Origin of the sequence: Nostoc sp., assembly GCF_036916975.1 — a bacterium.
GTDB lineage: Bacteria > Cyanobacteriota > Cyanobacteriia > Cyanobacteriales > Nostocaceae > Nostoc.
Genome location: NZ_JBALFF010000029.1, coordinates 20,822 through 42,362 on the forward strand (window position 1 = coordinate 20,822; position 21,541 = coordinate 42,362).

Sequence of the window (21,541 nt, forward strand, 5' to 3'; positions counted from 1 at the left end):
TCAAATAATGATGTTAAATAAGTGGGTCAAATTAAATATAAAACCTCACCCTGCCTCCGGCTTCCCTCTCCTTACTAAGGAAAGGGATTGAGGGTGAGATTTTTTCTTATATTTAATTACGTCTACCTACTTATCTGGATATTATGTATTTATCTAAAATCTATTTTCATACTCAACTTGGAATTGATTTTCATCCCCTAAATTAGTTGAGCCTCGCATCAAAATTTCATCATTGAGTCGATAAAGCACGTTATAACGGAAAGACTCATCTGTAGATAAAGGGCGTGATAAAGAAGCAGAGAAATTTCTATTGATGTCAAATACACCTTCTGCTGATAAATTCAGAACTGAAGCTGTCGTTTTTTCATTATTAGTAGTGGGGGTGGGAAATATCCGAAATTGGCTGAAACCAACAGCCTGTCCGATCGCAGTAATAGTTCCCTGCAAACTACCTAAAATGGTAGAACTAGCGAAATTAGTCAGTCCTTGTCCTGCATTGGTTTGACCGAAAGAATTCAGAATCGAGCCACCCAGCAGAGCAACTATTTCTCCTCTACTACGGCTAGGTTCACTTGTCAACTCTAGATTGTTGCCCAATTGACTAGCTGGGCCGTTGACCCTGGCTTGAACGGTTACGGTACGTAAAGTCCCGAAGTTGCTAGCAGAAACATCGCTGACTTCAGCAGACAATGGTGATTCCAAAATTTGACTGTTCTTTGCTGATGCTTCCGGTACAATTGCGGTAAGTCGGACATCTAAAGTAGGGTCAAGTCCAAGACTTGGAGTAAACCGCGCAGTTTGTTCGTAGCCTCGCGCCAAGGTAAACTCAGTCGAAAATAAGCTGAGTCGTCCTCCTGTCAAACGAATCACTCCTTCAGGAAGCGGCTTGGCTAATGTACCATTAATCGTCAAGTCACCTTTGGCGTCAAAGCTCAATAGCGGCTGACTCAAGGCGGCTCCTCCTGGTATAAAGTCGAGTGGTGACTGAGTAGTAACACGAATATTTTTGTCTAAATTTAACTTTAAATCTGCAAACTGTATTGGTAAATTGGCTGGAGTAACTGCACTAACGTTAGTATCTGCTGTAGTCACTGGGCTAGCGTTAGTATCTGCTGTAGGTGTGAGATTAACTTTAAACTCTTCTGTTGTATTTATGGCGTTAGTGTTAGCTTGAGTTGTAGCTGGTGATTTTTTCTTAGTAGTAGTACTTCCAATGATTACCTGACCATCACTCAGCTGAATATCTCCACCAATCACAGGTTTTAGGGCTGTTCCGCGAATTACAATATCTCCGCCGACACCGCCTTGATACAGCCCCGGAAGCTTAAAATTGAGTTTGTCTGCTATTGATACTGTTAGGGGATTCGCTGGAGCCTGCTGAGGATCAAAAATTGGCAGGATACCTGATGCAGTTATTTGCCCTTTATTGTAAATGCCTTGGATACCTTGGACATTGACTGTATTACGATTAAATTGCGCTGTCCCTGTGACATTTGTTAGGGGTTCGGATAAGGCTTGAGCGCGAAAAGTTGCATTGTTGAGTGTGGCATTTCCGTTAATAATTGGTTCCTTTAAAGTACCCTTAACGTTTAAATCTACTTGTCCTTGACCATCTACCCAAGCGACTTGATTGTTGGTAAACAGGTTTAACAATGCCAAGCCTTCATTGTTCACGCTGGCGTTGATGCTAATTTGATCGCTATCTGGTTGCACTTTCAGAAAAGGCAAAGCAGTAGGTACGCTACCTGTAATTGCAACTGGTTGGGTTCCTGTCACTAACAAAGTACTGTCAAAATTTAAGCGAGCATTGTTGTAGTCAAAGTTCACCTGTCCTGTTTGCACAGGTTGGTTGTTGAGAGTCGCATTAGCCAGTGCCACTTTTCCTTGCGCTTTGGGATCTTGTAAACTACCTCCCAAGGTGGCATCAGCATTTACATTACCAGTGATATTTATCGGGTATTTTTCTATAAAAGGTTGTAAAAGCGATAGGGGTAGACTTGTTACATTCAATTTTCCAGATAGTTGCTCAGTTCCTAACTGTCCGGTAAAAGCCACGAGTCCTTGATTTATCCCAACACTGAACGGCGAAAGTGTGACGACACCATCAGCAAAATTGCCTTGAGCTACGACTTGATTAATGGAGTATTCACCCCATTTCCAATTAGCACCTTGGAAATTAAAGCCAGCATTTAACCCAGATTTTAACGAGCCATTAGCTGTAATTGCTCCACTCAAAACACCCGTTAATTCTGCAAGGGTAGGTAAAGATGCGGCTTTTTTGGTTTCTCGTTGCTGTTGTTTTGTTATCGATGTTTCAATATTAGAGAAATATGCTAACTGTGTTTTCAAATCTGCATTGGGCAAACTGACAGGGTTGGTATCAAGTACCTCTGCTCCAGCCAACTTTGGAGGCTGTAAGCCGGTATTAACGTCTTTAAAATCAAAGATATTAAACGCTTGTAATAGTCTCTCAACTTTCGCTTGGTCAAAATTAGCTTGAAATTGAAATTGCGGGTCATTCCCTGTTTTTACATTTCCACTCAGGGCGATGTTGCTATCTGCAATCCGCAATTGACCATTAGTCAAGCTAGCAGTACCATCAGCATAATTGATGCTGCCGCGAAATTCATCTGCTGCGACTCTGGCAACACGAGGCCCGACGATCGCAACGTCTCCGGCAATGGCATAATTATTCAGATTGACAACTAAATTCCCCGATAGTTGCCCCGCCAAAGGTTTCAATTGATTGTTCGGTAAAAAGCCCCCAACCAAAGCTATAGGAAACTGTTGGGCGTTGATGAGTAAGTTATCTCCCTCAGTTCTACCTGTGCTAACTGCGCCACCCCGCTTAACTAAAAATGAAGTTGGACGATAATCTGCACCCAAGTTAAGGGCAATTCTATCTTGCTTCCCGGCTAATCGCAGACTTCCCCCTTGTCCGCCCTGAAAATTCACGTTTCCAGTTAAAAGTCGGTCAAAGGCCAAGTTACTCACATTGAAATTCCGCAGCCGGATATTGCCGTTAGCTTGCGGTACATCTGGAGTACCTGTAACTTGCCCATTAAAATCAACTAGCCCCGCTATTGCTACGTCTCCAGGAACTTGAAAGCCTGTATTTTTTAAGTTGAAATTCTGCGCCAGTACATTTAAATTAAATCCGCCAATTTGGGGTGTGCCAGTTGGTGGAGACTGAATAGCGATCGCACCATTAGCACTCAATCCTGGGGTACTTGCGTTTTCAACTATAATCTGCTGTCCGTTCCACTGAAATTGAGCCGTAAGCGGTTTTGCCAGCAGTGCTACTCCAAGGGATAGCCGGATTTGTCCACCAGCGCGAATATCTGCAAGCTGAAAAGATTGTGTTGTACCTGCTAACTGAATATTGCTATTAAGCCGTCCTCGTAGTTGCGGTGAGAACCGATTGAGTTGAATTTGAGAAGCGTTGACAACTCCTTGCCAGCGACCAGCATCAAGGTTAATATTGCTGAGATTAACCGCCCCTCCTGCTACATTCAGCCTTGCTTGCCCTGTAGCTTGAATGGTTGACGGTTGGAAAGAAGCAGTGCTTCCTGACAAATTCAACGCCGCATTGCTTAAAACTCCCTGGAACTGGGGTGGTATCTGTGCAAAACGGCTCAATTGCAGCTGTTGGGCATTCACAGAAGCTTGCCAGCGTTGTTGTACAACTTTACCCGCGGCCCTGATTGTCCCACCTGCGACGTTCAAAACCGCATCTGGAAAGACGATATTCTGCCCTTGTTTGATAACAACAACTCGTCCGCTAGTGGGATAGGTGGCTTTCGGCGCTTGCACCCGCGCGACTGTTTGCAGATTGTTCAGTGTACCAGAAATATTAGCATTTGCTGATACATTTCCAATGGTGATGGAGGGTGAGGAGTTGTATGCTTTTGCGATCGCATCTCCTGGTAAATTTTGTGCTAGGACATTCAACGCTACCCTACCTTGGGGTGCAAGCTGAAGTTGACCACTAGCTGTAACTTGCCCTCCCACCTCTGGATTTGCTTGAACGCTAGCAACATTTACGTTTAAGGGGCTACCTAGAGAACCAGAAACTTTGGCGTTTGCAGATATACCACCAATATTAATCGGAGTTGAGATGCCATAACCTTGAGCGATCGCATTTCCTGGTAAACCTTGAGCTTGAATACCTAAAGCTACTTCACCTTGAGGTGCTAGTTGAACTTGACCACTGGCTGTAATTTTTCCTCCAGTTGGCGGCGTTACTTGAACACTGGATACATCAAGTTTTAATGGTTGTTTGCCAAGTGAACCAGAAATTTTTGCATTTGCTGAAATATTGCCGACTGCGATCGGTAGAGCAACGCCGTAGTTTTGCGCTAGTATATCCCCTGATACACCATCAACTTGAGCATTAAATATTACGTTATCTTTGCTTCCGATATTAGCTTGACCGCCTCCTGTGATTTCACCACCTGCTGCGGGGACTATTTTCAGATTGGAGACAGCAATTTGAGATGCAGTTTGAGATACATTCAAGCGGAAATCTGTATTGACGGCTGTGAAGAGAACGCGGTCAACTTGAATCGGTTTTGTATTGTTTAACGTCCCGCTAACGACTGGTTGCTGTAGTGCGCCGCCTACCTTAATATTTGCTTGAACTTCACCACTAGCCGGGACTGACGAATTTACATTTAGCGTGTCTAAGATATTTTTCGCGCTAACAGGTTTTATTTGAGCAGAGATATTAAAACCTGTTTGGGTATTAATTGTTCCATTAGCCACAATAGGAACTTTGCCAAAGTTCGTATTCAAATTTTCTAAAGAAACTGTCTGACCTTGAAATAGAAATCTGCCATTAAAATTAGAAACTTGCTGAGGAATCTTGGGAATTTTAGCAACGATTTGATTAGCTGTAGCTGTTCCTGTAACGGCTATTTCTGACAGTTTCGGTGGAATTTTAACTCCTAAATCAGCTTCTATTCGCCCTGCTTGCAAGGCAATTGGTAACTGAATTAATCGACTTATATCAGATGCTTGTAAATTTTGTGTTTGCAGTTTGAGGTTAGTTTCTTGAGCTTTTGTTTGTGTCTCACCAGAGATTTTAACTGCGCCTCCCCTAGCGAGTTGACCATTGATGTCATAATCAATTCGTTGATTTTGATCAAAAAATCGGGCAATACCACCAAATTGATTTAATATTACTGATCCTTTCGGTCTAGTTGGCCCAGAAGCTGGCGATAATTCTACATTCCCATCTTGAATTTGAAGTGTCTCTAACTCAGTTTGAATAGCACCTTTTCCTTCCGCAGCCTTGACTTGGGATCTAACCCAGCGACCATCTTGATCCTGTTGGATGTAAACATTGGGTTGAACTAACGTGACATTTAATTCTAATTTTCGCGCAAGCAGGAGTTGCAAGGGCGAGAACTGCACATCTAAGGCTTTTGCTACTACCTGATCTCGATCGGTGGAAGTTGCTGGTATCGATAGAGAGCTAAATCTTAGACTAGTTAGCGAAAAACTTTCAACTTTTCCTACTTTTACTGGACGCCCAAGCAATTGTTCGAGATTTTGCTGCACTAATGGCGCTAAATCTTTATATATATAGCTTCTAGCCCACCAAGCACCGACTGCAATTCCAACCAGCAAAACGACACCAAAAGCCAAACTGGTACGTCCTAAGAGGAGGAGCCATAAACGACGATTAAATGGTTTGTGTTTATTTTCTGATTTTGGAGAGTGCGTCATTATCGTTACAGTACTTTTATCTGGAATAACCCAAGAGACGGGCTAGTAGCAGTTGTATCAGCCAGTTGCAAGCTGTGGCTTTATAATATATTTCGAGTAACAATTTTTACCCAAAATTAGTTGTTCTCGCCTTTCAATTTAGAGATTTTATCTAGAGTATGGTACTTAATTAACACTTCGTCAATCTGAGCAGTAATTACGTTAATTCTCTGCTTCACCTTTTTAAAACTTACCCAAAAAACCTCTCAAACTCTTATTCCTCCGTGGATGCGTCCTCTGTGGTTCGATTTTCCGTTACCTGTGCGTAAGTCCTGCTTTTGAAAGTCTACAGTAATCCAAATAGCTGCCTGACAAATCTTGTCTCCTTTTTGTTAGCCAAACTAGACGATTATATGTCTTTTCCCATAATATTTATCTTGCCATCAACTATCTTTTTGTATAAATAATTGATATCTTTAGATAGATTTTATTTGCTTAATACTATACATCAAAGTTTAGGTAACAAATAATTGAATATTAAATTACTAAGTAGGTAGGCGTAATTAAACATAAGATCAAACCTCACCCTCAATCCCTCTCCTTCTTAAGGAGAGGGAAGCCGGATAGAGGGTGAGGTTTTATATTTAATTTGACCCACTTACTTACATAAAAATTACTGTCAAAGAATTTTATCCAGTCATTCATCAAGTAAAAGTTGATACTTCGGCTGTGCTATTAAACATTAACACGCTAGAAATATATATCTTGGGTAACAACAGACTAATAACAAGATTCCCGACTTCTTAGAAAAGCCGGGAATCAGAGCATTTCGATTACTTTTTCGCAAACCCAATCAATCATCAGTTGGATCATCGATCATTTCTGGTACTAAAGCTGGGTTACTTTTACGTTCTTCTGGTGATTGCTCCCGAATAACATCGTCTATTCTCGCAGGGTGTTTGATTTTGTCGAGTACCTCTGGATCTAGTTGCGATGGATCGCCTTCTGGACTAGACTTTTCAGCTTGACTAGGAACTGTTTCCTTATTCATCACTATTTCCCCAAACTTATACGCCAAGCTTAAGTTCTTTTGTAGTCAGCTTCCCACTATCTGGAGACTTAATTTCACACAGTAGTGGGTAAGAAAGGCAATTGGCTCTTGTAGACCAAAGTTAATACTTTCAGCACTAAAAAGTTTCGTGTTAATTTACGTACAATTAAGTAAGTGGGCGCAAATCATCATCACTGGTTCGTAGTTGCGCTTTAGCGCTAAAGCGCAACTACGAGCTAAATACAGAGATTTTACTTTTCGTTACATAGTTTGGTTTTATCTTGTCTAGCTACTTAACTGTAACTAATTAGCCGGACATGATATCATATAGGATTTGGGGAACTAGAATTATGTCTCCCCTCTCCCATATATTGGGAGAGGGGCTGGGGGAAAAGATTTAAGCCAAAATTGGGATGCTCCCCTAAATTCTTTCTTCCAAGTAGCGAGAAATTGCATTCTCAAGGGATGGCATAAATTCACCTCGGCTGCTACCAAGAACACTGTAAGTTGGACGGGGAGCAGTGAAACCTAGTTGTTCTGTAGGCACAGAAATCAGATTGCTGACACTGACTCCAGCTTGTTTCGCCGCTAACCGTGCTAAATCAGCCCAGGCGATCGCACTCTTATTCGCCAAATGCCACAGCCCACACTCGCCGTCAATTAATAAGTCTAGGCTAGCATGAACTAAATCTGGTACATAAGTAGGTGAAACAATTCCATCCTCTGCGGCAACGAAATTATTACCAGCACTAAGCTGACGCAGAGCGATCGTCACAAAATTATACTCATCCCACGGCCCAAAAAATGCACTAGTGCGAATCACCAGCGCTGCCGGATAAGCCTGCAATACCAGCTTTTCTGCCAAAACTTTGCTGCACCCATATACATTCAGAGGGCCAACAGTATCAGTTTCGACATAAGGATTAGATACAGCACCGTCAAACACCAAATCTGAAGAGAAAGTCAATAGTGGTACGTTATGTTCAGCACAAGCAGCAGCTAGAATCGCTGGGCCTTCGGCGTTCACTTGCAGGCAAACATGGGGTTCACGTTCGGCATCGTCTACCCGCACGTATCCGGCAGCGTTCACAACCGCCCACGGCTTCAAGTGGGTAAACATCGCATCCACAGAGGCAGGATCGGTAATATCCATCTCTTGGCGCGTCAGCAGGTGATATGAAATTCCGCGCAATTCGCACAACCGAGCAAAAGCCTTTCCGAGAGTTCCTCTGGCACCAACGATCGCCAAGGGACGGATCAATTTTGGATTTTGGATTTTGGATTTTGGATTATTGGTTGACTCGTCAGTTTTCGAGATTTGGGAATTTTTCATCCGACAACTGACTCCTGGGTATAATAGGCGCTGTTGTCGATGCCACCAGCCAGGGGTTTCAAGTAGCGGATGATTTGGTTGATGCCCATTTGCTAGATCCTGCACCATTTTAGCGATCGCTGTTGGTCGAGGATGTGGCAATTCTTTCGAGGAGACGCTACGCGAACGCAAATCAAATACCCCTGGCTCGTAGTAGCCGTCAGCTTTTGTGACCAAACTATTCCAATCGTAGCTGCCAAGGAGCGCCCAGACAGTTACAGCGCGGATATCTACACCCTCGGCTTGTAATTCTTGCGCTGCATTCCACACCTCATAAAGCCAGCGTAGTTGCTCCTCACGAGTGCAGCTAATATGAGCTTCGGTGACAGCAAGGGGCAGATGATAACGTTCCCATATCTCTAATAACAATGTACGTGGCCCTGCCAAACCCTCAGCACAAACTCGCACCGCCTCTACATCTGCATATTTATCTCGTCCATTACCGCCATGCGTCAAAGCTGGATAATTTTCTATATGCTCATCCAAAAAGCGTTCGCTGGTTAAATAATGGTTAATCCCTATGATGTCAGGAGGACAGGTATTTTGCAAAAATGTCTCAAGTTCAGCCTCACTAATACCACAATTTTGTAAGTAACCCCACATTGAATGAGTTGGGTTAATTCGACCGCATAATAAATCAAGGCTCAACCAACGGCGATCGTTCTCAAATTCTGCTTGATATTCTAGTTTCGGTGTACTGTAAATCTTACCTAAATCCTCGGTTTGCACTAGTTGAGCGCTAGGGTTGACTTCCCGGATTGCCTTCATTGCCAAAACTACTGCGCGACACTCTCCCAACAAAGCCCGCGCGAAAGTTAATTCATCCCGCCCGTGAGGATACCAGTGACCATACATTCCACTAAATCGCGCTGTTGTCAGTGGCTCGTTTACAGGTGTGTAATATCTCACCCAAGGATAGCGATCGGCAACCGCCCGGGCGAATACAGCTAGTTTCTCTGGAAATTTTGGGTCTACCAAACTTGTATCTCGTGGGCCACTACCATGATGCACTAATCCCACAATTGGACAGATGCCGAGTTCGCGCAAGCGTCCCAGTCTTTCATCCGTCCAAGACCAATCGGCATTTTCTAGCCCATTAGGTGCTATCTTCTCCCACAATACAGGGTAGCGGATAGCTTTTATCCCTAGTTCTGCAAACAAATCTAAATCATTTAAGCGCGTTGCATGACCGTTGCGTTCCAACTGGTCTAAATACTCATCACCCACGCGATTAACTGTACACTCGACACCAGCCCACACTTCCAAGGGGAGTTGTGAATTATTCTCTCTCAAGACGCTATTTATCGCGTCTTTATTTGAGTTAAAGACAAAAGTCATAATTTACACAACCAAAGCTTCTATTACCTTTATCACGACTTACGCAAACAATAGCCGAAACCTTTTTTCTTCTTAGGGCAATTCATGAATTATTGGTAGAAATAGCAAAACTTTTACCTTTTTCACCCGCCTGGAACTAAAGTTACTTGCGGGACATTAATTTTAGGTTAAGTTGATACTAATGTTTATGAATTGCCCCTACGGCCTGTAGTTTTGCGTAAATCCTACTTTAATATTTCCGCTTTTTGGTGATGCAGATATAAAATTTACCATTTGCGGATCGTTGACTACAAAAGCATGAAGAAAAATACAGAATTCAAAATCAATTGGAATACTCAGACCCAACAGTTTCTTAGTAATACCAATTCTGTATGAAGATGCGCTAAACCGTATTTAAGTACAAGAAAGAAAAACGAACCGCAAAGTCCGCAAAGAACACAAAGAAAGAAAGAAAAAGTTAAGAGGGTTTGGCGCAGGCTCACAAAGAAATGGTATAACCACTAAATCATCTGCCAGTCAGATAAAATTGCCAAGCAGACTTCTGTAGAGACGCGATGGATTGCATCTCTACTTTAAAAAGCAGCCTGGGCAGTGCCTACCCACGATCAACATCAAGAAACTCAAGCCTTAACCGCTATTTGTTTGTATGTTGCTAAAGCTTGTGCCACACAATGATCCATGTTGAGATACTTGTATGTAGCTAGCCGTCCCACAAAATGTACACCTGATGTTGACTCAGCTAGGGCTTTGTATTGTTTGTAAATTTCCTGATTTTCAGGACGTGGTACGGGATAATAGGGGTCGCCCTCTGCCTTGGGAAACTCGTAAACAATACTAGTTTTGGAGTGTTCTTGTCCGGTTAGGTACTTAAATTCGGTAATCCGGGTATACAATTGTTCGTTGGGATAGTTAATTACTGGCGCAGACTGAAACACAGGGGTGTGATGCGTTTCGTGTTTGAAATCTAGTGAGCGATAGGGTAGTTTACCGTAGCGGCAATCAAAAAACTCATCAACTGGCCCAGTGTAAACCATCTCGCGGCAAGGTATAGCCTTCTCGATTTCGCGGTAATCGGTGTTGAGCATTACCTTAATGTTTGGATGATTTAACATATTCTCAAACATCCGGGTAAAGCCGTGCAGGGGCATTGCTTGGTAACTATCTGTGAAATATCGGCTGTCGCGGTTGGTACGAGTGGGAATTCGGGCAATTACTGTTTTGTCAAGTTCTGAAGGATCGAGTCCCCATTGTTTGCGAGTGTAGTTTTTGAAGAACTTTTCATAAAGTTCCTGACCAACTTTACTAATCACTACATCTTCAGAGGTACGGATGTGTTCTCTCGGTTCTGCAACTGACTGAAAAAACTCTTCCGCCTGGAATGAATTGAGGTTCATGCCATAGAGTTTGTTGATGGTGTCAAGGTTAATGGGGATGGGAACAAGTTGTCCATCGACGCTGGCTAGAACGTGATGCTCGTAAGAACGCCAGGGAGTGAACTGTGAGAGATAGTCAAATACTTCGCGGGAACTGGTATGAAAGATATGGGGACCGTATTTATGTACGAGAATCCCGTGGTCGTCGTAATGGTCGTAAGCATTGCCGCCGATGTGGTTGCGCTTGTCTACAACCAATACTTTTTTACCGGAATGTCTCGCCAAACGATCAGCAATAACGCTACCAGAGAAGCCTGCACCAACAACTAAATAATCAAATATAAAGTCTCTGGTAATGATGCTTGGTGCTTCTGGGATATCTGCTGAGATGGGAGATTTCCCATTTTTACCATTAGTTGTGGTATCTGGTGTGGTTGCGATCGCAGAATCTATCAACTGCATCATCGATCCCCAAGTCCGATCCCAAGAAATCTGCTCTAAGAACGCATCTACCCGACTCAACCATCCTGATGCTAAGGTATCTTCTTGTAATGCTTGTTCTGCCTCGGCCACGAACTCTTCAGCAGTGTCTGCAATTCGTACTAGCTTCAAGTCTCCATAAGGACGCACTACATCTCGAATCGAGGTAGAGACTACAGGTTTACCTGCGGCTAAATACTCTGGTGTTTTAGTCGGACTAATAAAACGTGTTGACTCGTTTCGCGCAAACGGCAACATTGCCAAATCCCAACCCCCTAGATATGCAGGTAAGTCTTTATAGTCTTTACTACCAAGATAATGAATATTTTCATGCTGTGGCAAAATTGCTGGGTCAATTTTCACAACTGGCCCAATTACAACTAAGTGCCAATCAGGACGAGCCTCGGCAATTCCAGCTAGTAATTCAATATCCATCCGCTCATCAATTACACCAAAGAAGCCAAGGCGCGGATGATGAATATTTGCTTGATCTGCTGGTTCTTCTTTAAGGGTTCTTCCTTGTCCAAAGTGGGCTACATCTACACTACTGGGAAAGGCATAAACGTTTGGATGGTGATTTACTTTACTTTCGTAAAGGCTTTGTCCGCCTGTAAATACTAGGTTTGCCCGACTAAATAGCTCTGCTTCGTAGTTCTTTAAAGTAGGTGATGCTCCTTTAAAGGCAGACAATTCATCCATACAATCGTAGATAACAGCTTCCGGTTCTAAGTGGCTTGCCCATGCGATCGCCATTGGTGTATAGTACCAACAAATGTACTTAGAGATATTATGTTCTGCAAATAACCCATCAAGCAGTACTTTTATCTCTGCGTTTATTGCTTCTTCAGTTAGACCTTCTGGTAAATATGGAACAACAACTATCACTCCACTTTTGTCTTCACTAACGTCCAATCGCCCCAATGGTTCACGGCTAAAAATTGGTTCTTCGATAAAGAACACTCTCTTTTTTTGAGCGCAACGACTTAAAAGATGTTGTGGTCTTTGATAAACAAAATTCCACCGTAAATGAGATAAACAAACTATATCAGGTGTATCGGTAAAAGCTTTTGTTGACCGAGAGTTTTTATTAAATGAAGATAAATTGAGCGATGATGGAGTTAACGATTGCGATTTAGCTGTCTCCAATGATTTTGTTTCATTTTGTGTTGGTGACACAATATGACTCACACCGTTTTTTTGTATTTGCACTTTCTTGCTTGACATAGATTATTAACTCAACTTGCAGAATGTTGGACTAACAAGTTCTCTTTCTCGTAAGAATTAATCTTATTATTTGCTTTTTTTAATTACATATTCATCTATCTAAATATAGTAATTGAAAATTTTTTGCATTATTCTTAAGTATTAAAATTATAACGTTAATAGTACTTAAATATATGTCAAATTTAGCTAAATATATAATTAGATATACGCCACAAGGCTTAGTTCGACGTTACTTTTGTAAGTAAAGATAAAAACAAAGTACATTTTTAGTATAAAAAATCTAGTTTTCTTAAGTATCTACTAGAGATATTTTATAGTTACTGCTCAGACATATCTGATGATATCCAGTCCAAAAATTATTAATATAATATTGTATTTACTGCCATGCCAGAAGCGAGGTTTTCTCACACCGGGTCAACAATAAAATTTACAACAAGCCGTCAGAGAAAGTATTTAAATCAGTACCCGATTTACAAGAATTACTAGACAGATTATTAAACGATGGTGAACTAATTATTAAGTGGGGCAGAAAAATCAAGAATAAGGGTAATGCTGTTATTGCAAGTTAAATGTCCGACAGCTTACCAGAACTTTAGACTTTTTGCTGCTCACCTGAACTAACTAAAATTGTCCAACTTTCCGGCTTTGGAGTGGAACTTTTGAGCAATTGCTCAATAACATGGTTTATATCGTTTGATTGGATCTCTTCTCTCTGTTTGCTCTGCGTCTCTGTTGTTCGTAAAAAAATTGACTTTAACAAAGAGTTTGAGCCTTAACCCAAGCGTATTGCCTTATATCATTTCACTTTAGTAATGATACAAATACCCTAGTAAGGGCTTGTCTTTGCCATGCCCCTACGATAGATATATATGTATCAAGGTTTTCGTGAATTGGTATTAATCCTTGGAAATCAAATTGATTTGCAAGCGATCGCCTGGGGTGTCAAAGTGGGGCCTTGGCAACGTGGGCCATCTGCCGTCCAAATGAGTTTATCCAAGCACATTCGCCGCGCATCCATGTTTGCAGCCCAGGCATGGTAGACAATGTACTCAGTCTGGCCATCGGGGCCGACAACGATTGAGTTGTGTCCAGGGCCTTTGACACGATCGAGAAGCGATGGCTCCGCCAACGCCAGGGGCGATCGCAGCACCCGTGGCCCCGTTTCGTTACCGAAATCAGAGTAAGGCCCCATCACATGATCCGCAACTCCATAATCTACACCGTAGTCTTCAGTTTCCCAGCGCCCACCACTATAAAAGCAATAATATCGACCTTCATGTTTACGGACACAGGGGCCTTCTAAGGTATGCCAATCAAAATGTTCACCATACATCAATCGATTGGCTAAAAATCGTTGCCAATCGGAACGCGCCCGTAAGACGACTTTTCCAATACCGCAGAGTTTCGTCATCTCTTGGAGCCGATCTACAAAGAGGGCAGTGCCAGCCCGCACGCCGCACTCTGTGTCTAAAAAATCACGAGCGTAAAATAGATACCACTGTCCATCATCATCGCAGAATGGGTGGGGGTCGATGGCGAAGGAGCAAGAATTAGGGTCTACAAGTGGCTCACCAACATCTTTATAGGGGCCTACGGGAGTATCGCTGGTGGCAACACGCAACTGATGATTCTTGTCCTCGTGTCCTACAGAGTAGTAGAGGTAGAACTTGCCGTTGCAATAAGCAACTTCCGGCGCCCAAAAATTATCGCCAAGGGAGGGGTCTGGACGCAACAGGGCGTTAGCAACAAAATCCCAATTGATGAAATCATTGGAGCGTAATAGAGGAAATACACGCAGTTTGTTAGTAGAATCCGCTATTTCGTCTACCATTCCTTCTGCTTCGGCTGCACCAGTGCCGATCGCATAGTATACACCCTCAAATTCCCAAACAAAAGGATCGGCAAAATAGCCTTTGTAGACTGGATTGGTATAAGTTAACATCTCGGCGCTCGCTATAGCGTGTTAACTCAATTTTTCAGGAAGTGCGATCGCAAAAACAACTATCTTTATGCTGGTTCGCGTTATTTTTACCCTATTAAGTAGGTAGGCAAGATAAAATCAAACTATGTAACGAAAAGTAAAATCTCTGTATTTGGCTCGTAGTTGCGCTTTAGCGCTAAAGCGCAACTACGAACCAGTGATGATTATTTGCGCCCACTTACTTAATACTTGAAATTCACGTAAGTTTCAACTTTTTCTTTTGGCAACTCTTCCACCACCTGACAACGAATCATCTGCCTTAAATTCTCTGGTAGGCTCTCATAATAGTCTCGTTGGAGAGTTAAATCTACCTTCGGCGTGTGTAACCAATGCATAGCATAGCCCATAACTACCATTGGTCTTGGCTGGTTAGTCCGATTTGGTGAACCCCGATGCAGCGCCAAAGGTGTCCGAATCATTGCATCCCCTAGCTGCATATAAAAAGATTCCATCGGAATTTCACCAGTGGCAATTTTCTTTAGTCCCTCTTCACGCGGCAAAAGATGCGTACCACGCGCCATCTGGAACGGCCCGTTTTCTGCCGTTACTTCCACAAGTGGGAAGTTAACTGCAAGGGCGTAGAGTGGCGTTACTATTTGATCGGAGAACAAAGGGCGATAGTCCCGGTGGATTTCCTGATAATCGGAACCTTGTACTGGCAGATCAACTCCTGACTGAACCATCACATATTCCTGAAAAAATACTCGCTCAAGGATACCCATAATCACCGGATTGGCGAAAACTTCCACGTTGGCAAAGGGGGAAACCCAAGGTAACGTTAGATAGTAACGAGCAATTTCACGGGGAGCCAGTCCACCTGGTTGATTTTGGCGTTCTCGGAATAAATTATCAAAAGCTTTTGCCCATTCGCTAATCAATTCTTTATCAAAAAGACCGCGAATCACACAAATTCCGTCTCGATTCAGGTCTTCGGCAAATCGGTTTAAGTCAATATCCGTATATTTATTTACTGCGTCTATACTTTGAACCATTTTTTTATCCTCGTCAATTCATCATGTTAAAGTCGAATTTAAATCGGACTCTCAATAGCAGTTTTTGCAATTGTTCGTCGATAATAGCGCACCATTTCTGGAATTGACTTATCAGTTTTTGTAGATTTAGGTTACCCAAATCTCTTTGTAGATAAGGCTTTATGTTGATTAGTTTCTAGGGTTTTTCGGTTGTGAGATCAGGTGCAAAATCAGAAATACAGCAATGCTTCTTAAGCCAGTTCATTGCCCAAATTGTGATATTATAAGTCTAGTAAGAGGTGATAAAACTACTGAAGGCAAAAATTGTTGCCTTTGCCGCCAATATGGGAGTTTTCGCCGCAGATTATACCACAACTGCTGAAAATTAGCTAATTAAGTTTTGTAACGGAGATTTAGCGCCAAACCGGAGCGGAAGTTTCCTTCAATGTGGATTTTGCAAGATACACCCCGCCACTTGAGTTGATGTTTAAACCCCCAGAATTAGTAAAAAAACTTCCACCATTATGGGGCAATGGGTTAATTTGCAAAACCGAATTTAACATAACTCTTGTGGGGTGGGCGTTTTGTCCTCACAGTATATGCGATATTTTTTTCCTCCCAACTTGGCAAATATTCACTCTATGTGTGCCATAATGTCACGAGTCAACAGTCTATACCTAATTTTATCGCCCCAAGACTAGGGCGAATGATGTTTTTATGTTTACTAAGTAAGCGGGAAATATCGTTACGCAAGTACAGGTATAAAGTTATATTGCTTACAGAGAAATGAAAAGAAAAAACTCCTGGAATCTTTCAAAAGAGGCTAGTTTAGTCTAAACCGAAGGCACAAAAAAATTTGTTCTATTGTAGTTACATCTAAGAGGTTTTAATGAAGTTGTTGGATATACAAAATCGTAAAGTTGAATTACCCACTAATACTCATAATCAAAGGACTTCTGGTTTCCCAGAAGCTGGGTATCCACGTCCACAGTTACAGCGATCGCACTGGCTAAATTTAAACGGTGTGTGGAAGTTCGCTTTTGACGATGAAGGGCGATGTGTTCAACCAGACCATATCCAGGCGTGGAGTCATCATATACAAGTTCCCTTCGCTCCCGAATCTACCAAAAGTGGTATTGGTGATACAGGTTTTCATCCAAACTGCTGGTATGAGCGAGAATTTGAAACGCCAGAAGGTGACGGCAGATTATTACTGCACTTTGGGGCTGTGGATTATCGCGCCCGTGTATGGGTTAATGGTCAATACATGGTAGAGCATGAAGGGGGACATACTCCTTTCACGCTGGATATTACCGCAGTTTTGAATGACACTGGCATAACGAAAGTAACAGTTTGGGCCCAAGATGATCCTTGTGACCTAGCCAAGCCTAGAGGAAAGCAGGATTGGCAATTGGAACCGCACAGTATTTGGTATCCTCGCACCAGTGGTATTTGGCAAACAGTGTGGATTGAGCGGGTGGGTAGAACTTACATCGATCAGATCCGGTGGAGTCCCGATTTCGAGCGCTGGGAAGTTGGTTGTTATGCTGCGATCGCAGGTGATGCGCCTGATGGTATCCAAATTAAGATAAAACTGAGCATTGGCAATACCGTGCTAGCAAACGATACCTATCAAGTGTTTAACGGAGAAATTGGCCGTCGCATCTCCCTTTCCGATCCAGGTATCGACGACTACCGTAACGAATTACTGTGGAGTCCAGAAAAGCCTACCCTAATGGATGCCCACATTGAACTTTGGCATAACAATGAACTTTTGGATGAAGCAAAATCTTATACAGCAATGCGAACTGTGGGGATACAGCGCGATCGCTTTATGCTCAATGGTCGTCCTTATTATTTGCGCTTAGTTCTCGATCAAGGCTACTGGCCCGATTCGCTAATGACAGCACCGGACGATGGGGCATTGCGGCGCGATGTCGAACTCGCCAAAGCAATGGGTTTTAACGGAGTCCGTAAGCACCAGAAAATTGAAGACCCGCGATTTTTATATTGGGCAGATGTGCTGGGGTTGTTAGTATGGGAAGAGATGCCCAGCGCATATCGTTTCACACCTAAAGCAGTGGAACGCACGACGCGAGAGTGGGCTGAGGTGATTAAGCGGGATATCAGCCACCCCTGTATCGTAGCTTGGGTAACCTTTAATGAATCCTGGGGAGTTCCGAATCTGGTTGAAACTGCGGCTCACCGAAATTACGTTTTGGCAATGTTTCACTTAACTAAAACTCTCGATCCGAGCCGCCCAGTGATTGCCAACGATGGTTGGGAAAGTACAGATACAGATATTCTGGCTATTCATGACTATGACACCCACCCACAAAGATTAGCTCATCGCTATGGGCCAGAAGTGAAGCTATCAGATTTGTTTGACCGGAAGCGTCCTGGAGGGCGCATTCTGACACTGGATAACTTTCCGCATCAGGGACAGCCAGTAATGCTGACTGAGTTTGGTGGCATTGCCTACGCTCCTGTTGATAACCCCGATTCAGATAAAGCTTGGGGATATGAGCGTTGCTCGAATATTTCCGAGCTAGAAATTAAATACGCTTCTCTGCTCGAAACCATTAATGATATTGAGCTATTTAGCGGATTTTGCTACACCCAATTTACAGATACTTTCCAAGAAGCTAACGGTTTATTATACGCCGATCGCACGCCTAAATTTCCCGTTGAGGCGATCCGCGCTGCGACCCTTTCAGGACAAGGATTATGTACTCCCACAAGCTGTTAAAGCCGGATGGTCGCCCACTGACCTTATATAGTCGATACCCGATTGCTGAGAATATCATCGCCACTAGCCCTAGTAATGAACCAGTGCGGGCAAATCCCCACCTGCGCTGGCATCCTTTACGCGGCGAATGGGTTGCTTATGCTTCTCACCGTCAAGGGCGGACTTTCATGCCGCCCCCAGAATATAACCCCCTTGCACCCACAACGAAACCGGAGTTTCCTACAGAACTTCCCCAAGGTAAGTATGATGTAGCGGTGTTTGATAATCGCTTTCCTTCAATGGCTCAAGCGGCACATGACCCGCCGGAGTGTATTGTGGAAACATTGCCTGCGAATGGGGCGTGTGAAGTGGTGGTTTTTACTCAAAATGCCCAAGCTTTCCTTAGTTCTCTAGAATTGGAACACCTTGATTTGCTCTTAGAAGTGTGGGGCGATCGCACCCGCGTATTAGGAGCAAACTCCCAAATTCAGTACGTGCTGCCATTTGAAAACAAGGGTATAGAGGTGGGTGTAACATTGCACCATCCCCACGGGCAAATTTACGCCTATCCTTTTATACCGCCTGTTCCAGCGCGGATGCTGGCAATGCAGCAGGAGTATTATGAAAAACATCGGCGGGGTTTACTGCAAGACTTGATTCAGAAAGAGATTGCAGACAATCAACGGATTATTTATCAAGATGAGGATGCGATCGCATTTGTCCCGGTATGCGCTCGTTATCCCTATGAAGTCTGGATTGCTCCTAAAGAACCAGTTGGCACTTTTATGGATCTTACCCCACAGCAACGTCGGGGACTTGCTAAGGCGTTAAAAACTGTCACTCTCAAGTATGACGGCTTGTGGAATCGTCCATTTCCTTACTTGATGGCTTGGTTCCAAGCACCAACTGACGGTTTAGCGCATCCAGAAGCGCATTTACACGCCGAGTTTTTTCCACCATATCGGACAAGCGAAAGGCTGAAGTATCTAGCGGGAACTGAACTCGCAGCAGGGATGTTTGCCAATGATGCTTTACCGGAGGAGAAAGCGAAGGAACTACAAGCTGTGGTGGTGAATATTGAAGAACCGATTTCGGCGTAACAGGGTTTAAAACTGTAACAGTAAGTGGGCGCAAATAATCAATCATTACTGGCTCGTAGTTGCGCTTTAGCGCTAAAGCGCAACTACGAGCCAAATACAGAAATTTTACTTTTCGTTACATAGTTTGGTTTTATCTTGCCTACCTACTTACCTATTTATTCATGTTTGTCCATCTCTTAAATTTAGGACTTACGCAAAAAACCTCTCAAACTCTTATTCGTCCGTGGATGCATCCTCTGTGGTTCGCTTTTCCGTTCCTTGTGCGTAAGTCCTGAAATTAATAAACTGTCTTAACCGTTCCTTATAATTGGGGACGGTTTTTAACTTTTTTGTAATACACAGGACTTACGCAAAATGCCTCTCAAACTCTTATTCCTCTGTGTTCTCTGTGCCTAATAAGCTAAACACTGACTCGATAAACACAACGGCGATCGCCATTCAAAATATGTTCAATACGTTCAATGCTTACGTCTTCACCTAAAGCCGCTTGAAAAATTTCTAACTCCATTCGACACATTCCAATACAAGCAGTTGCTACTGCACAGATGGGACAATGCTTCTCAGCTAGTAAAAGGGTGCCATCAGCTTGGGGGATAACCTCCGCCATATAACCTTCCTCTGTCCGTTGTGTTGCTAATGCTTCTAACCGTCGCTTTAGTGAAGCTTGAGGAGGCATGATCGCTTGATATGCTTGAATCTGTTGGCTAGTTCTCATCTCTATCAACCGATCCAGTCCGGCCTCACCAAATGCCTCTTTCACCGAGTTAATCAGACCCACGGCTAATTCGGCATAGCGAGCCGGGAAAAAGCGATCGGCAGCAGGTGTTAGCTGCCACAATTTGGCAGGTCGTCCCATTGGACGTGGTTCTTCTTGATAGGTTACTAACTGTTCCTCGTACAAGGCATAAAGATGCTGACGCACTGCCATTGCTGTGATTTCTAAACGAGAGGCAAGGGTTTCTGCATCCAAGCAACCCTCTTGCTTCAATAGCTGAACAATCGCCCGTCGAGTCCGAACGGCAGTTTCTTGCGTTTGTGCTTTCTTTTCCATAATTACAAAATAAATATTTTTCTTTACAAAGTCAACTGCGATCGCTTACCTTATTTCTAAAGGTAATTCTTTAGAAAATGTTACTCTAAATTAAGCAGCACCACACTGAGCGGGATTCACCATCCAATCTTGTAGATTGAGGATACAGTCTCATGGTGCTTACAGCAAAAAAGGAGTTCAGCAAGCGATGATGACTATAGATCCTCTGCTAATCGACTTTCCGAGTAAAAATAATCTTCTCAAGCTATGTCCTGAAGCACCCCTGCTCTCCAGCAATCCAGAGGGGTGGGACGGAATTCAATTTCAGTATCATCGTCAACCCGCATATAAAATTGTTGAAAATTCCTGTCGGCAGCATCGAATTATCATTCACGATCGCGCCCTGAAATTGCCCATGATGATGACGATTGAAAACCTGACCGAACTGACTCAAATTACCTGTGGAACGATTACAATTATACCAGCAAATGCTCGGAACTGGGCGTGCTGGGATGCAGAGCATCAGTTCATGGTGCTGATGCTTGAACCAAATCGATTAAAACAGGACACTGCCGAAGGAACAAATGGCACTGATGTGGAACTGTTACCTACCTTTAGTCATACTGATTCACTGATTTACAACCTTGGTTTAGCCCTAAAAACAGAATTGGAATCTAATCAAGCCGAAGATCGTCTGTATATAGATGCGATCCTAGCTGCATTGATAGCTCACTTATTGCGGCATTATTCTATTAAAAAATATACCCTGGAAGTTACCAACGGCTTGCCAAAGAGCAAATTACAGCAAGTTGTAGATTACATTCATGACTTTTTAGAACAAGATTTGACGTTGGCAAAGTTAGCCGCAGTGGTTCCCATGAGTCCGAGTCATTTCTCTAGTTCACTTAAGCATTCAACCGGTCTTGCTCCGCATCAATATGTGATTCAGTGCCGAGTAGAGCAGGCTAAACAGTTGCTTGTGCAAAATAAACTGACAATTGCAGAAATTGCTTATAGCCTTGGCTTCGCTCATCAAAGCCATCTCAGTCGTCACTTCAAACGATTAGTTGGAGTCACTCCTAAAGCATTTCTCAAAAGTCAGTAAGAATGTGTCTAAAAAAGTAAGAATGTGCAAGACCTATTGCGATAGCCCTTATATAGTTAATTTATAAAGAAAAATCTTT

10 protein-coding genes are annotated in these 21,541 nt (G+C 43.0%); 3 read left to right on the top strand and 7 right to left on the bottom strand.

The genetic code is table 11. The features are described from left to right. Positions 1-153: 153 nt before the first annotated feature. The 6 genes from V7K73_RS04965 to V7K73_RS04990 all read right to left on the bottom strand — a co-directional run bounded on the left by V7K73_RS04965 (position 154) and on the right by V7K73_RS04990 (position 15,520). Complete coding sequence (locus V7K73_RS04965; protein WP_334877669.1) at positions 154-5,730, bottom strand: translocation/assembly module TamB domain-containing protein; 5,577 nt, start codon at positions 5,728-5,730, stop codon at positions 154-156. Between the two features lie 832 nt (positions 5,731-6,562). Further along, the gene (locus V7K73_RS04970; protein WP_118166258.1) at positions 6,563-6,760 is read right to left on the bottom strand and encodes a hypothetical protein; all 198 of its coding nucleotides are present in this window, start codon (positions 6,758-6,760) and stop codon (positions 6,563-6,565) included. Positions 6,761-7,181: 421 nt separating this feature from the next. Beyond that, on the bottom strand, positions 7,182-9,470 hold the full coding sequence (locus tag V7K73_RS04975; RefSeq protein ID WP_334877670.1) for a family 1 glycosylhydrolase: 2,289 nt from the start codon (positions 9,468-9,470) through the stop codon (positions 7,182-7,184). 620 nt (positions 9,471-10,090) lie between these two features. After that, a complete protein-coding gene (glf, locus tag V7K73_RS04980) occupies positions 10,091-12,547 on the bottom strand; it encodes a UDP-galactopyranose mutase (RefSeq protein ID WP_334877672.1) in 2,457 nt (818 codons plus the stop codon). A gap of 910 nt (positions 12,548-13,457) precedes the next feature. After that, positions 13,458-14,489 carry a glycoside hydrolase family 43 protein gene (locus tag V7K73_RS04985; protein WP_334877674.1) on the bottom strand — a complete coding sequence of 344 codons (1,032 nt, stop codon included), beginning with the start codon at positions 14,487-14,489 and terminating at the stop codon, positions 13,458-13,460. A gap of 221 nt (positions 14,490-14,710) precedes the next feature. Further along, positions 14,711-15,520: a phytanoyl-CoA dioxygenase family protein gene (locus tag V7K73_RS04990; protein ID WP_334877676.1), complete on the bottom strand. Its 810-nt coding sequence runs from the start codon at positions 15,518-15,520 to the stop codon at positions 14,711-14,713. A gap of 868 nt (positions 15,521-16,388) precedes the next feature. On the opposite strand from V7K73_RS04990, the gene V7K73_RS04995 reads away from it, so the two are divergent. Both V7K73_RS04995 and galT read left to right on the top strand, forming a co-directional pair. Continuing rightward, positions 16,389-18,248, top strand: coding sequence for a glycoside hydrolase family 2 protein (locus tag V7K73_RS04995; RefSeq protein WP_334877678.1), 1,860 nt, complete (start codon positions 16,389-16,391; stop codon positions 18,246-18,248). After that, a complete protein-coding gene (gene galT / locus V7K73_RS05000) occupies positions 18,227-19,327 on the top strand; it encodes a galactose-1-phosphate uridylyltransferase (RefSeq protein ID WP_334877680.1) in 1,101 nt (366 codons plus the stop codon). The genes V7K73_RS04995 and galT overlap by 22 nt, the downstream gene beginning before the upstream one ends. 400 nt (positions 19,328-19,727) lie before the next feature. Here galT and V7K73_RS05005 read toward each other — a convergent pair whose 3' ends face one another. Next, complete coding sequence (locus tag V7K73_RS05005) at positions 19,728-20,378, bottom strand: helix-turn-helix transcriptional regulator (RefSeq protein ID WP_334877682.1); 651 nt, start codon at positions 20,376-20,378, stop codon at positions 19,728-19,730. 136 nt (positions 20,379-20,514) lie between these two features. Here V7K73_RS05005 and V7K73_RS05010 point away from each other — a divergent pair, with 136 nt between their 5' ends. After that, positions 20,515-21,462 (top strand): helix-turn-helix domain-containing protein, encoded by a 948-nt coding sequence (locus V7K73_RS05010; protein ID WP_334877684.1) that lies wholly within the window; start codon positions 20,515-20,517, stop codon positions 21,460-21,462. The last annotated feature ends 79 nt before the right edge of the window (positions 21,463-21,541 follow it).

What these genes read in the sequence shown, in the direction of transcription:
- V7K73_RS04965 (WP_334877669.1), bottom strand. Translation starts at nt 5,730, where the DNA reads ATGACGCACTCTCCAAAATCAGAAAATAAACACAAACCATTTAATCGT.
- glf (WP_334877672.1), bottom strand. Translation starts at nt 12,547, where the DNA reads ATGTCAAGCAAGAAAGTGCAAATACAAAAAAACGGTGTGAGTCATATT.
- V7K73_RS04995 (WP_334877678.1), top strand. Translation starts at nt 16,389, where the DNA reads ATGAAGTTGTTGGATATACAAAATCGTAAAGTTGAATTACCCACTAAT.
- V7K73_RS05005 (WP_334877682.1), bottom strand. Translation starts at nt 20,378, where the DNA reads ATGGAAAAGAAAGCACAAACGCAAGAAACTGCCGTTCGGACTCGACGG.
- V7K73_RS04970 (WP_118166258.1), bottom strand. Translation starts at nt 6,760, where the DNA reads ATGAATAAGGAAACAGTTCCTAGTCAAGCTGAAAAGTCTAGTCCAGAA.
- V7K73_RS04975 (WP_334877670.1), bottom strand. Translation starts at nt 9,470, where the DNA reads ATGACTTTTGTCTTTAACTCAAATAAAGACGCGATAAATAGCGTCTTG.
- V7K73_RS04985 (WP_334877674.1), bottom strand. Translation starts at nt 14,489, where the DNA reads ATGTTAACTTATACCAATCCAGTCTACAAAGGCTATTTTGCCGATCCT.
- galT (WP_334877680.1), top strand. Translation starts at nt 18,227, where the DNA reads ATGTACTCCCACAAGCTGTTAAAGCCGGATGGTCGCCCACTGACCTTA.
- V7K73_RS04990 (WP_334877676.1), bottom strand. Translation starts at nt 15,520, where the DNA reads ATGGTTCAAAGTATAGACGCAGTAAATAAATATACGGATATTGACTTA.